This window comes from Ectothiorhodospira mobilis (assembly GCF_900114895.1).
GTDB lineage: Bacteria > Pseudomonadota > Gammaproteobacteria > Ectothiorhodospirales > Ectothiorhodospiraceae > Ectothiorhodospira > Ectothiorhodospira mobilis_A.
Window position 1 is genome coordinate 65,449 of sequence record NZ_FOUO01000002.1, and the last position, 13,556, is coordinate 79,004.

Consider the following 13,556-nt stretch of genomic DNA (forward strand, 5'->3'; position numbering starts at 1 on the left):
GGGATCAGTCCTCCCGCACGGCGTGGGCCAGGTAGTTCACCTCCACCCCCGGGCCCAGGTAGTAGCGGCGGTGCAGGGGGTCGTAGTGCATGCCGGTGAGGCCGCGCAGCGCCAGGCCGCTGTCGCGCATCCAGCCGTCCAGTTCCGAGGGCCGGATGAAGCGGGAGAACTGGTGGGTGCCCCGGGGCAGCCAGCGCAGCAGGTACTCGGCCCCGACGATGGCCAGGGCGAAGGCCTTGGGGGTGCGATTGAGGGTGGCCACGCAGAGATGGCCGCCGGGTTGGAGCAGGCGGGCACACGCATGGATCACGGAGCGCGGGTCGGGGACGTGTTCCAGCAGTTCCATGCAGGTGACCACGTCGAAGGATTCCGGTTGTTCCGCCGCCAGGTCCTCCACGGCGATGCAGCGGTAGTCCACCTCCAGGCCCGACTCCAGCAGGTGCAGGCGGGCCACGTCCAGGGCCCCTTCCCCCAGGTCGATGCCGGTGACCCGGGCCCCCCGGCGGGCCATGGCCTCGGCCAGCAGGCCGCCGCCGCAGCCCACGTCCAGCACCCGCAGGCCCGCAAGGCCGCCGCTGCGTTCCTCGACAAAGCCCAGGCGCACGGGGTTGATCTCGTGCAGGGGGCGGCATGCCCCCTCCGGGTCCCACCAGTGGCGGGAGAGGTCATCGAACTTGGCCAGTTCGACGTCGTCGGCGTTGCGCTGAGGTTCACACATGGCGGTGGGCATCCCGGTGGGTGCGGATCAGTCGGCCTCGGCGATGCGGCGTTGCCAGTCGGCTACGCGCCGGCGCAGGTCCGGCAGGTCGATGGTGGTGAGCTGCCGGTCCCTGAGCAGGGGGCGGCCGGCCACCCAGACATCGCTCACCTGGTGGCGGGAGGCGGCATAGACCAGATGAGAGACCGGATCGTACAGGGGTAGGGTCTCCAGTTCCCCCAGGTCCACGGCGGTGATGTCGGCGCTCTTGCCCGGCTCCAGGGAGCCGGTGCTCTCCCCCAGGCCCAGGGCCCGGGCACCGTTGAGGGTGGCCATGCGCAGGGCGGTGTGGGCGGGCAGGGCGGCGGCGTCACCGCTCACCCCCTTGGCCAGGAGCGCCGCGGTGCGCATCTCCCCCAGCAGGTCCAGGTCATTGTTGCTGGCGGTGCCGTCGGTCCCCAGGGCCACGTTCACCCCCGCCTCCACCAGGGCCTGCACCGGGCAGAACCCCGAGGCCAGCTTGAGATTGGATTCGGGACAATGGACCACGTGGGCGCCGGTGTCCGCCAGGTAGCGGATCTCGGAGGCCTCCAGCTGGGTCATGTGCACCCCCAGGAGGTTGGGGCCCACCAGCCCCAGGCGGGCCAGGCGCTCCAGGGGGCGCATGCCGAAGCGGGCGACGGACTCCTCCACCTCGTGGGCGGTCTCGTGCACGTGCATGTGCACGGGAATCTCCAGCTCTTGCGCCAGGGTGGCCAGGCGCCCCAGGGGGTCGTCGCCCACGGTGTAGGGGGCATGGGGCGCGAAGCAGAAGGAGAGCAGGGCGTCGCCCTTATAACGGTCGTGGATGTCCAGCCCCTTGGTGATGTACTCCTCGGCGTCCCCCGCCCAGGCGCTGGGGAAGTCGATGACGATGAGCCCCAGCACCGCCCGCAGACCGGCGCGGGCGGCCACCTGCCCGGTGGTCTCGGGGAAGAAGTACATGTCGTTGAAGCAGGTGGTGCCGCCGCGGATCATCTCCGCCGCGGCCAGCAGCGTGCCGTCGTGTACGAAGCCCTCGCCCACGAAGCGCCCCTCCGCCGGCCAGATGTGGTTCTGCAGCCAGTCCATCAGCGGCAGGTCGTCCGCCAGGCCCCGCAACAGGGTCATGGGGCTGTGGGTGTGGGCGTTGACCAGGCCGGGGATGAGGGCGTGGCGCTCCAGACGGCGGTGGGTCTCGGGTCGGTAGCGGGCCTGGGCCTCCTCTGTGGGCAGCAGTTCCAGGATGCGCCCCTCGTGGATGGCCAGGGCATGGTCTTCCAGCACCCGCCCCTGCGGCTCCACGGGGATGATCCAGGGCGCCGAGATCAGTTTGTCGATGGTCTGCATGGCCGAAAGATAACGTCCCGCAGGATCCGGGACAAGCGCACCCGCGGGAGGGATCTGGCACCTCGCGGGCCATGCTGGCACAGTACGGAGCCGATCCCATCCATATGACCCGACCCAGCCCATGAGCACCTACGACCACGATTCCATCCGCGCCGTGCAGTGGACCGGCACCCACCTGAGGCTGCTGGATCAGCGCCTGCTGCCCCAGCGCTGTGTCCACGTGGACCTGGACTCGGCCACGGAGGCGGCCGGGGCCATCCGCAACATGGTGGTGCGCGGCGCCCCGGCCATCGGTGTTGCCGCCGCCTATGCCGCGGTCCTGGCCGGGCGCGCCGCCTGGCGGGAGGCGGGTCCGGACTGGCGCCGGGCCATGGAACCCGCCCTGCAGGCCCTGGCGGATTCCCGCCCCACGGCGGTGAATCTGTTCTGGGCCCTGGGGCACATGCGGCAGGTGATGGACGGCCTGCCGGCGGAGGCGGACCCGGAGCCGGCCCTGCTGGCGGCGGCGCAGGGCATCCATGAGGCGGACGTGGCGGGCAACCGGCGCATGGGCGACCTGGGGGCGGCCCTCATCCCCCCGGGACAGGATGTGCTCACCCACTGCAACGCCGGTTCCCTGGCCACGGCCGGCTACGGCACGGCCCTGGGGGTGATCCGCAGCGCCTTTGCCCAGGGCCGCATCGGCCATGTCTATGCCGACGAGACCCGGCCCTGGCTCCAGGGCAGCCGCCTCACCGCCTGGGAACTGGTGCAGGACGATATCCCCGTGACCCTGCTCTGCGAAGGGGCCGCCGCCGGTCTTATGCGTCAGGGGCGCGTGGGCTGGGTGGTGGTGGGGGCGGACCGCATCGCCGCCAACGGCGACACCGCCAACAAGGTGGGCACCTATGGCCTGGCGGTGCTGGCGCGCCACCACGGCGTGGGCTTCATGGTGGTGGCCCCCACCAGCACCATCGATGCCGACGCGGCGAACGGCAGCGCCATCCCCATCGAGCAGCGGGGAGAGGAGGAGGTGCTGGAACTGGCGGGTCAGCGGGTGGCCGCCGAGGGGGCCGGGGCCTGGAACCCGGCCTTCGACGTGACCCCGGCGGAGCTGATCGACGCCATCGTCACCGAGAAGGGGGTGGTGGAACACCCCGGCGGGCGCGGGGTGACGTCTCTGCTGGACTGAATGCCGCCCCCGGATGCCGTCCTGATGCCGCATCCGGGGATGTGGTATCCTTGCTGGCTTATTTCCAGTCCTCCCACGTTCACCATCGGGACCCGAGACTGAATGGTCGACTTCGCCAAAGAGATCCTGCCCGTCAATCTGGAAGACGAGATGCGTCAGTCCTACCTGGACTACGCCATGAGCGTCATCATCGGCCGCGCCCTGCCGGACGTGCGCGACGGCCTCAAGCCGGTGCACCGGCGCGTGCTCTATGCCATGCGCGAGCTGGGCAACGACTGGAACAAGCCCTACAAGAAATCCGCCCGCGTGGTGGGGGATGTCATCGGTAAGTACCATCCCCATGGCGATTCCGCCGTATACGACACCATCGTACGCATGGCCCAGCCCTTCTCCATGCGCTACATGCTGGTGGACGGGCAGGGCAACTTCGGCTCCGTGGACGGGGACGCGCCGGCGGCCATGCGTTACACCGAGGTGCGCATGGCGCGCATCGCCCACGAGCTGCTGGCGGACATCGACAAGGAGACGGTGGATTTCGTCGACAACTACGACGGCTCCGAGACCGAGCCCTCCGTCTTCCCCACGCAGCTGCCCAACCTGCTCATCAACGGCTCCGCCGGCATCGCCGTGGGCATGGCCACCAACATCCCGCCCCACAACCTCACCGAGGTGGTGAACGCCTGCGTCGCCCTCATCGACGATCCGGAACTGGACGTGGACGCGCTCATGGCCCACCTGCCGGGGCCGGATTTCCCCACCGCCGGTGTGATCAACGGCGACCGCGGCATCCACGAGGCCTACCGCACCGGCCGCGGGCGGGTCTATGTGCGTGCCCGCTCCCACATCGAGACCGATGACGACAGCGGCCGCCAGGCCATCGTCGTCACGGAACTGCCCTACCAGGTGAACAAGGCCCGGTTGCTGGAGCGCATCGCCGAGCTGGTAAAGGAAAAGAAGCTGGAGGGCATCAGCGAACTGCGGGACGAGTCCGACAAGGAAGGCATGCGCATGGTGGTGGAGCTCAAGCGCGGCGAGGTGCCGGAGGTGGTGCTCAACAACCTCTACATGCACACCCAGATGCAGAATGTCTTCGGCATCAACATGGTGGCCCTGGTGGACGGCCAGCCGCGGCTGCTGGACCTGAAGCAGGTGCTGGAGGCCTTCCTGCGCCACCGCCGGGAGGTGGTGACCCGGCGCACGGTCTACGACCTGCGCAAGGCCCGGGAACGGGCCCATGTGCTGGAGGGCCTGGCGGTGGCCCTGGCCAATATCGACGAGGTGATCGCCCTGATCAAGGCCTCCTCCAGCCCCGCCGAGGCCCGGGCCGGCCTGCTGGAACGCCTCTGGGCCCCCGGCGTGGTGATGGACATGCTGGACCGCGCCGGCGCGCGCACCTCCCGCCCCGAGGACCTGGCCCCGGAATACGGCCTGCAGGAGGATGGCTACCGCCTCTCGGAGGCCCAGGCCCAGGCGATCCTGGATCTGCGCCTGCACCGCCTCACCGGCCTGGAGCAGGACAAGATCGTCGGCGAGTACGGGGAATTGCTGGATCGCATCGCCGATCTTCTGGAGATCCTGGCCCGCCCCGGCCGGCTCATGGAGGTGATCCGCGAGGAACTGGTGGCCATGCGGGAGCAGTACGGCGACGCCCGCCGTACGGAGATCCTCGCCCGTCAGAAGGATCTCACCCTGGAGGACCTGATCCACGAGGAGGACGTGGTGGTCACCCTCTCCCACGCGGGCTACGTGAAGTATCAGCCCCTCACCGCCTACCGCGCGCAGAAGCGGGGCGGCCGCGGCAAGGCCGCCGCCAGCTTCCGGGACGAGGACTTCGTGGACCGCCTGGTGGTGGCCAACACCCACGACACCATCCTGTGCTTCACCAGCCACGGCAAGGCCTACTGGCTCAAGGTCTACGAACTGCCCCTGGGCAGCCGCACCGCCCGCGGCCGCCCCATCGTCAACCTCCTGCCCCTGGAGGAAACGGAACGGGTCAACGCCATCCTGCCGGTGCGCGAGTACCGCGAGGATCACTATGTCTTCATGGCCACCAGCCAGGGGGTCGTGAAGAAGACCCCGCTGGTGGAGTTCTCCCGCCCCCGCAGCAACGGCATCATCGCCGTGGGCCTGCGTGAGGACGACTGGCTGGTGGACGTGAAGCTCACCGACGGCTGCCAGGACGTGATGCTCCTGAGTTCCGCCGGCAAGGCCATCCGCTTCACCGAGGACGCCGTGCGCGCCATGGGCCGCACCGCGGCCGGGGTGCGCGGCATGCGGCTGGCCGAAGGCCAGCAGGTGATCTCCCTCATCATCGTGGACCAGGGCACCATCCTGGTGGCCACGGAGAACGGCTACGGCAAACGCACCTCCCCCACGGACTTCCCCCTGCACGGCCGCGGTGGCCAGGGGGTGATCGCCATCCAGACCGGGGGGCGCAACGGGGACGTGGTGGGGGCCTGCCTGGTGGCGGAGGAGGACCAGGCCATGCTCATCACCAACGGCGGCATCCTGGTGCGCACCCCGGTGGCGGACATCCCCGTGCTGGGCCGCAACACCCAGGGGGTGCGCTTGATTCGCCTCTCGGATCAGGAGAAGCTGGTGGAGATGGCCCGGGTGGAAGGGCTCAACGGTGATGCCGAGGGCGACGCAGGGGAGGGGGATGATGACCCCGAGGGAGAAGCCAGCGAAGGGGACACCCCCGCCCCTTGAACCCCGTCCGGGCCCCCGGGCCCATCCGCGATGCAAACCAGGAGCAAGCCATGACACGTGTCTATAACTTCAGCGCCGGCCCCGCCGTCCTGCCCGAACCGGTGCTGGAGCGCGCCCGCGACGAGATGCTGGACTGGAACGGCACGGGCATGTCCGTGATGGAGATGAGCCACCGGGGCAAGGCCTTCGTCTCCATCGCCGAACGCGCCGAGCAGGACCTGCGGGACCTGATGCGGGTGCCCGAGAACTACCGCGTCCTGTTCCTCCAGGGCGGGGCCTCGGCCCAGTTCGCCGCCATCCCCATGAACCTGCTGGGGGAGCGTCGCCGCGCCGATTACGTCAACACCGGCGCCTGGTCGAAGAAGGCCATCGCCGAGGCCCGCAAGTACGCCGAGGTGAACGTGGTGGCCAGCAGTGAGGCCGACGGCTTCACCTCCATCCCCCCCTTCGAGACCTGGCAGCGGGACCCGCAGGCCGCCTATCTGCACTACACTCCCAACGAGACCATCGGCGGCCTGGAATTCCCCTGGATCCCCGACAGCGGTGACGTGCCCCTGGTGGCGGACATGTCCTCCACCATCCTCTCCCGGCCCGTGGACGTGTCCCGCTTCGGGCTCCTCTATGCCGGGGCCCAGAAGAACATCGGGCCTGCGGGGCTGACCCTGGTGATCGTGCGCGACGACCTGGTCGGCCATGCCACGCCCCAGGTGCCCTCCGTGCTGGACTACCGGGTCCAGGCCGAGGCCGGGTCCATGTCCAACACCCCGCCCACCTATGGCTGGTACCTGGCGGGGTTGGTGTTCCAGTGGCTCAAGGCCCAGGGGGGACTGGAGGCGATGGAAACCCTGAACCGCCGCAAGGCGCAGAAGCTCTACAACGCCATCGACAACTCGGCCTTCTATTCCAATCCGGTGGAGCCCTCGGCCCGTTCCCTCATGAACGTGCCCTTCACCCTGGCCGATCCGGAGCTGGACGGCCTCTTCCTGAAGGAGGCGGAGCAGGCGGGGCTGGTCAACCTCAAGGGCCACCGCTCCGTGGGCGGCATGCGCGCGAGCCTTTACAACGCCATGCCCGAGGCCGGCGTGGACGCCCTGGTGGAGTTCATGGCCGATTTCGAACAGCGCAAGGCCTGACCGCCATGTACCGCATCCTCACCCTGAACCACATCGCCACCAAGGGGCTGGAGCGCTTCGGGCGCGAGCACTACGAGGTGGCCTCGGAGATCTCCCATCCCGACGCCATCCTGGTGCGTTCCTTCGACATGCACACCATGGAGATCCCCGAGGGGCTCAAGGCGGTGGGCCGGGCCGGTGCCGGGGTGAACAACATCCCCGTGGAGGCCCTCAGCGAGCGGGGGATCGCGGTGTTCAACGCCCCCGGGGCCAACGCCAACGCCGTCAAGGAACTGGTGCTGGCGGGCATGCTCCTGGCGGCCCGCAACATCTGCCAGGCCTGGGCCTACACCCGCGAGCTCCAGGGGGACGATGCCGAACTGCATCGCCAGGTGGAGGCGGGCAAGAAGCGCTTCGCCGGGTTCGAGCTCACCAGCCGCACCCTGGGGGTGATCGGTCTGGGGGCCATCGGCGTGCAGGTGGCCAACGCCGCCCGCGGGCTGGGCATGGAGGTGGTGGGCTATGACCCCCACATGACCGTCGGACGCGCCTGGCAGCTGGATGCCGGGGTGCACCAGGCCGCCAGTGTGGACGACCTGGTGGCCCGCTGCGACATGATCAGCCTGCACGTGCCCCTGAACGAGCACACCCGCCATCTCCTCGACGCCGACCGCATCCGGTCCCTGCGCCCGGGCAGCGTACTGCTCAACTTCGCCCGGGACGGCATCGTGGATGCCGCCGCCATGGTGGAGGCCCTGGACGCAGGGCATGTGCACGCCTATGTCTGCGATTTCCCTAGCCGCCAATTGCAGGGCCACGACCGGGTCATCGCCCTGCCGCACCTGGGGGCCTCTACCGTGGAGGCGGAGGAGAACTGCGCCGTCATGGTGGCGGATCAGCTGCGGGACTACCTGGAACATGGCAACGTGCGCAACGCCGTGAACCTGCCCGAGGTGCACCTGCCCCGGGCCGGGGATGCCCGCCTGGCCATCATCAACCGCAACCGCCCGGACATGGTGGGGCAGATCTCCCATGTGCTGGGCCAGAACGGCATCAATATCGTGCACATGGTGAACGAGTCCCGCGCCGGGCTGGCCTACAGCCTCATCGACACGGAAGGGGTCATCGACGAGGAGGCGGCCCGGGGCATCGCCGGCATCGATGGCGTCCTCAGGATGCGCGTCCTCTAGGGTCGGGCCGTGGGGATCCGCTATCAGGTACATGACGGGCGCCGTCCCATGGGGTGTGACCGTGACCGCTGACGGGCAGAACACCGCGGGCGGCGACGACGCCGCCCTGGAGGCCATCCGGGAGCGCATCGACGACCTGGATCAGCGCATCATGCAGCTGATCAGCGAACGCGCCGCCTGCGCCCAGGAGGTAGCCCGCATCAAGCGGGAGGCGGACCCTGCGGCCACCTTCTACCGCCCCGAACGGGAGGCGCAGGTGCTGCGGCGCATCCATGGGGGCAATCCCGGCCCCTTGGACCGGGAGGAGATGACCCGGCTGTTCCGGGAGATCATGTCCGCCTGCCTGGCCCTGGAACAGCCCCTTTCGGTGGCCTTCCTCGGCCCCGAGGGCACCTTCACCCAGGCTGCCGCCCTCAAGCACTTCGGCCATTCCGTGCAGACCGTGGCCATGAGCGCCATCGACGAGGTCTTCCGCGAGGTGGAATCCGGCAGCGTCCAGTACGGCGTGGTCCCCGTGGAGAACTCCACCGAGGGGGTGGTGACCCATACCCTGGACCGTTTCATGCAATCCCCGCTGCACATCTGCGGCGAGGTGGAGATGCGCATCCACCACCACCTGCTGGGGCAGGATGCAGACGGCGGGCAAATACTGCGGGTCTATTCCCATCAGCAGTCCCTGGCCCAGTGCCGGGAATGGCTGGATGCCCGGCTCCCCCAGGCCGAGCGCCTGCCGGTGAGCAGCAACGCCGAGGCGGCCCGGCGCGCCGCCGGGGAGGCGGGGGCCGCGGCCATCGCCAGCGAGGCGGCGGCGGAACTCTATGGCCTGCAGGTGCTGGCGGCCAATATCGAGGATTCCCCCGACAACACCACCCGCTTTCTGGTGATCGGACGCCAGCCCAGCGGCCCCTCCGGTCAGGACAAGACCTCCCTGCTGGTCTCCGCCCGCAACCGCCCCGGTTCCCTGCACGGGCTGCTGTCGCCGTTCGCCGAGAACGACGTGAGCATGACCCGCATCGAGTCCCGGCCTTCCCAATGCGTGAACTGGGAGTACGTCTTCTTCATTGATCTCGAGGGGCACGCGCAGGAACCCCGGGTGGCCCGGGCCCTGGAGGCCCTGCGCCGGGAGGCGGAGCTGGTGAAGGTGCTGGGATCCTATCCCAAGGCGGTCCTCTAGGGCCGCATCGCGGATCAAACCATCCTGGAGTCGACATGAGTTGTGATTACCGAGCCCTGGCCAATGCCGGGGTGCAGAAGCTGACGCCCTACCAGCCCGGCAAGCCGGTGGAGGAGCTGGAGCGGGAACTGGGCATCTCCGACAGCCTGAAGCTGGCCTCCAACGAGAACCCCCTGGGGCCCAGCCCCCGGGCCGTGCAGGCCCTGGGCGGACTGCTGGATCAGCTGGCCCGCTACCCCGACGGCAACGGCTTTGCCCTGCGCCAGCGCCTGGCCCGAGAGCTGGACGTGGAGCCCGAGTGCATCACCCTGGGCAACGGCTCCAACGATGTCCTGGAACTGCTCGCCCGGGCCTACCTGGGGCCGGAGCGCAACGCCGTCTTCTCCGCCCATGCCTTTGCCGTCTACCCCCTGGCCTGCCAGGCGGTGGGGGCCGACCTGCACATGGCCCCGGCCCATGCCGCGGACCATGCCACGCCCTACGGACACGATCTGGAGGCCCTGGCCGCGCGGGTGGACGCAGACACCCGGGTGGTGTTCATCGCCAATCCCAACAACCCCACCGGCACCTGGCTGGATGGCAAGGCTCTGTATGATTTCATCCGGTCCCTGCCCGGGACCACCCTGGTGGTGGTGGACGAGGCCTATTGCGAATACGTGGAGGAGGCCGATTATCCCGATACCACCCGCTGGCTGGCGGAATTTCCCAATCTGGTGGTGACCCGCACCTTCTCCAAGATCCACGGCCTGGCCGGACTGCGCATCGGCTATGCCGCCTCCAGCCCCGAGGTGGCGGATATCCTCAACCGCGTGCGTCAGCCCTTCAACACCAGCACCCTGGCCCAGGCGGCGGCCCTGGAGGCCCTGGACGACACCGCCCATGTGCAGGAGTCGGTGCGGGTGAACCGGGAGGGGCTGGCCTGGCTCACCGCCGCCTGCCGCGAGCGGGGGTTGGGCTATATCCCCTCGGTGGGCAACTTCCTCAGCATCGATGTGGGGCGTGAGGCGGAGCCGGTGTACCAGGCCCTGTTGCACCAGGGCGTCATCGTGCGCCCCATCGCCGGCTACGGTCTGTCCCGGCACCTGCGGGTGACCGTGGGCCGGGCCCACGAGAACCGCCGCTTCATGGAGGCACTGGATCAGGTGGTGGGCGCATGATCAAACGACTGACGATCTTTGGCGTGGGCCTCATCGGCGGCTCCCTGGCCATGGCCCTGCGGGCGGCGGGCACCTGCCACGAGGTGGTGGGCTGCTCCCGTTCCGAAGAACACCTGCGCCAGGCCCTGGAGCGGGGGGTGATCGACCGCTATACCCTGGATCCGGCCGAGGCGGTGCAGGGGGCGGACATGGTGGTCCTGGCCGTCCCCCTGGGGGCCATGCGTGCCGTCTGCGCCGCCATCCGCGGCCATCTCGCCCCCGAGGCGGCCCTCACCGACGTGGGCAGCGCCAAGGGCAGCGTGGTGGAGGCGGTGCGCGAGGGCTTTGGTGAGATGCCCCTGAACTTCGTGCCCGGGCATCCCATCGCCGGCACCGAGAAGAGCGGCGTCAGCGCCGCCTTCCCGGGCCTGTTCCACGGCCGGCGGGTGATCCTCACGCCCCTGGAGACCTCCGATCTGGGGGCCCTGGCGCGGGTGCGCACCATGTGGGAGGAGACCGGCGCCGTGGTGGAGACCCTGTCGGTGGCCCATCACGACGAGGTGCTGGCGGCCACCAGTCACCTGCCGCACCTGCTGGCCTTCGGTCTGGTGGACAGCCTGGCCCGCATGGGGGAACGGGACGAGATCTTCCGCTATGCCGCCGGGGGCTTTCGCGATTTCACCCGCATCGCCTCCAGCGATCCCGTGATGTGGCGGGACATCTGCCTGGCCAACCGGGAGGCCATCCTGCAGGTCATGGCGGGGTATCAGCAGGATCTGGGCCTCATCACCCGGGCCATCGAGGCGCAGGACGGGGACGCCCTGCTGGAGATCTTCCAGCGGGCGAAGGCCGCACGGGACGAGTTCTGCCAGTGAAGGGGAGGGGAATGACACCGCATCATGCACAGATCCCGGGCCGCCGCCCGGAGGGGAGGCCCCACGGTGGCCGCTGACGATCTCACCCTGCGCGTGGCCCCCCGGGGCACGCTGGCCGGTCGCCTGCGGGTGCCCGGGGACAAGTCCATCTCCCACCGTGCCATCATGCTGGGGGCCCTGGCCGAGGGGGAGACCCGGGTCGGCGGCTTCCTGGAAGGGGAGGACTGCCTGGCCACCCTGCGGGCCTTTCGTGCCCTGGGGGTGGATATCCAGGGCCCGGAGGACGGCGAGGTGCGCATCCGGGGTGTGGGGCTGCACGGCCTGCGGGCCCCTGCAGCCCCCCTGGACATGGGTAATTCCGGCACCTCCATGCGCCTCATGGCCGGCCTGCTCGCCGGCCAGCCCTTCGACACCGTGCTCACCGGCGACGCCTCCCTGACCCGCCGCCCCATGCGCCGGGTCACCGATCCCCTGGCGCGCATGGGGGCGCGGATCGACACCAGTGCCGACGGCACGCCGCCGCTGCATATCCACGGTGGCACCCCGCTCCAGGGCAGGGACTACGCCCTGCCGGTGGCCAGCGCCCAGGTGAAATCCAGCCTGCTCCTGGCCGGGCTCTATGCCCGGGGGCGCACCTGCATCACCGAGCCCGCCCCCACCCGGGACCATACCGAGCGCATGCTGGCGGGCTTCGGCCTCGCCGTGGAGCGCGGCGAGGGGCGCGTCTGCCTGCAGGGTGGGGGGCGCCTCCAGGGCACCCGCATCCAGGTGCCCGGGGATATCTCCTCGGCGGCCTTCTTCCTGGTGGGGGCCAGCATCGCCCCGGACTGCCGTCTCACCCTGGAGCATGTGGGCATGAACCCCACCCGTACCGGGGTCATCGACATCCTGCGCCTCATGGGGGCCGACATCCGTGTGGAGAACCCACGGGAGGTGGGGGGGGAGCCGGTGGCGGACCTGACGGTGAGCTCCGCGCCGCTGCAGGGCGTGGAGATCCCCCCGGCCCTGGTGCCCCTGGCCATCGATGAGTTCCCCGCCCTGTTCGTGGCCGCCGCCTGCGCCCGGGGGCGTACCGTGCTCACCGATGCCGCGGAGCTGCGGGTGAAGGAGAGCGACCGTATCCAGGTGATGGCCGACGGTCTCCTGCGCCTGGGCATCCAGGCCGAGCCCACCGCCGACGGTATGGTCATCCAGGGCGGGGACCCGGACGGCGGCGAGGTGGACAGCCATGGGGATCACCGCGTCGCCATGGCCTTCGCCATGGCTGCCCTGCGGGCCCGTGGGCCCATCCGCATCCGCCATTGCGCCAACGTCAACACCTCCTTTCCCGGCTTTGTCTCCCTGGCGGCCGGGGCGGGACTGCCCATCGAAGCCGAGGAGAATGGGGCATGAGCGTACCCGTGATCACCATCGACGGCCCCGGGGGGTCGGGCAAGGGCACCGTCAGCCGCCTGCTGGCGGAGCGCCTGGGTTGGTCCTTCCTGGACAGTGGCGCCCTCTACCGCCTGGTGGCCCTGGCGGCCCTGCGCCGCGAGCTGCCCCTGGACGACGCCGACGCCCTGGCGGAACTGGCCCGGGGCCTGGACGTGCGCTTCGAGCTGGACGGCGCGGGGGAGAGCCGGACCCTTCTGGATGGCGAGGTGGTGGCCTCCGAGCTGCGCACCGAGGCCTGTGGCGAAGCGGCCTCGCGGGTGGCGGCGATCCCGGCCGTGCGCGAGGCCCTGCTGGCGCGCCAGCGGGACTTCCAGTCCCCCCCGGGTCTGGTGGCGGACGGCCGCGACATGGGCACCGTGGTGTTCCCCCATGCCCCCCTCAAGATCTTCCTCACGGCCAGCCGCGAGGAACGCGCCCGCAGGCGGTTCAAGCAGTTGAAGGAACAAGGGCTTAGTGCTAACCTTCAAAACCTTTTACGTGAGCTCGCCGAGCGCGACCGGCGCGACAGCGAGCGGGCCGTGGCGCCGCTCAGGCCTGCGGAGGACGCCCTTGAGGTGGACTCCACGGACATGGGCATCGATGCGGTGCTGACCGAGATCGTACAGGCCGCGCGGCAGCGCGGCCTGCTGCGCTGAACCCGCCCGGGGCAGGAAGGCCCGGGTTCTTCCCGAAACAACCGGTTTGCAAAGG

Annotated in this window: 11 protein-coding genes; 9 read left to right on the top strand and 2 right to left on the bottom strand. The window is 69.9% G+C overall.

Annotation, left to right across the window (positions count from 1 at the left end; all coding sequences use genetic code 11):
* Positions 1-4 precede the first annotated feature (4 nt).
* Both ubiG and BM214_RS01740 read right to left on the bottom strand, forming a co-directional pair.
* Entirely contained in the window at positions 5-718 is a 714-nt protein-coding gene (gene ubiG, locus BM214_RS01735; protein WP_090483682.1) for a bifunctional 2-polyprenyl-6-hydroxyphenol methylase/3-demethylubiquinol 3-O-methyltransferase UbiG, read from the bottom strand.
* 27 nt (positions 719-745) lie between these two features.
* Complete coding sequence (locus BM214_RS01740) at positions 746-2,065, bottom strand: TRZ/ATZ family hydrolase (RefSeq protein WP_090483484.1); 1,320 nt, start codon at positions 2,063-2,065, stop codon at positions 746-748.
* A 121-nt stretch (positions 2,066-2,186) separates the two neighbouring features.
* Here BM214_RS01740 and mtnA point away from each other — a divergent pair, with 121 nt between their 5' ends.
* The 9 genes from mtnA (at position 2,187) to cmk (ending at position 13,501) form a co-directional block, all read left to right on the top strand.
* Positions 2,187-3,236: an S-methyl-5-thioribose-1-phosphate isomerase gene (mtnA, locus tag BM214_RS01745; RefSeq protein WP_090483485.1), complete on the top strand. Its 1,050-nt coding sequence runs from the start codon at positions 2,187-2,189 to the stop codon at positions 3,234-3,236.
* Between the two features lie 102 nt (positions 3,237-3,338).
* On the top strand, positions 3,339-5,945 hold the full coding sequence (gyrA, locus tag BM214_RS01750) for a DNA gyrase subunit A (RefSeq protein WP_090483486.1): 2,607 nt from the start codon (positions 3,339-3,341) through the stop codon (positions 5,943-5,945).
* Positions 5,946-5,995: 50 nt separating this feature from the next.
* Positions 5,996-7,078, top strand: coding sequence for a 3-phosphoserine/phosphohydroxythreonine transaminase (serC, locus tag BM214_RS01755; protein WP_090483487.1), 1,083 nt, complete (start codon positions 5,996-5,998; stop codon positions 7,076-7,078).
* Positions 7,079-7,083: 5 nt separating this feature from the next.
* Positions 7,084-8,247 (top strand): 3-phosphoglycerate dehydrogenase family protein, encoded by a 1,164-nt coding sequence (locus BM214_RS01760; protein ID WP_090483488.1) that lies wholly within the window; start codon positions 7,084-7,086, stop codon positions 8,245-8,247.
* 61 nt (positions 8,248-8,308) lie between these two features.
* Entirely contained in the window at positions 8,309-9,421 is a 1,113-nt protein-coding gene (gene pheA, locus BM214_RS01765; protein ID WP_244887807.1) for a prephenate dehydratase, read from the top strand.
* 35 nt (positions 9,422-9,456) lie between these two features.
* Entirely contained in the window at positions 9,457-10,578 is a 1,122-nt protein-coding gene (gene hisC, locus BM214_RS01770) for a histidinol-phosphate transaminase (protein ID WP_090483490.1), read from the top strand.
* The gene (locus BM214_RS01775) at positions 10,575-11,432 is read left to right on the top strand and encodes a prephenate dehydrogenase (protein WP_090483491.1); all 858 of its coding nucleotides are present in this window, start codon (positions 10,575-10,577) and stop codon (positions 11,430-11,432) included. Before hisC ends, BM214_RS01775 begins: the two co-directional genes overlap by 4 nt.
* A gap of 66 nt (positions 11,433-11,498) precedes the next feature.
* Complete coding sequence (aroA, locus tag BM214_RS01780) at positions 11,499-12,824, top strand: 3-phosphoshikimate 1-carboxyvinyltransferase (protein WP_244887808.1); 1,326 nt, start codon at positions 11,499-11,501, stop codon at positions 12,822-12,824.
* On the top strand, positions 12,821-13,501 hold the full coding sequence (gene cmk, locus BM214_RS01785) for a (d)CMP kinase (RefSeq protein WP_090483493.1): 681 nt from the start codon (positions 12,821-12,823) through the stop codon (positions 13,499-13,501). The genes aroA and cmk overlap by 4 nt, the downstream gene beginning before the upstream one ends.
* Positions 13,502-13,556 lie beyond the last annotated feature (55 nt).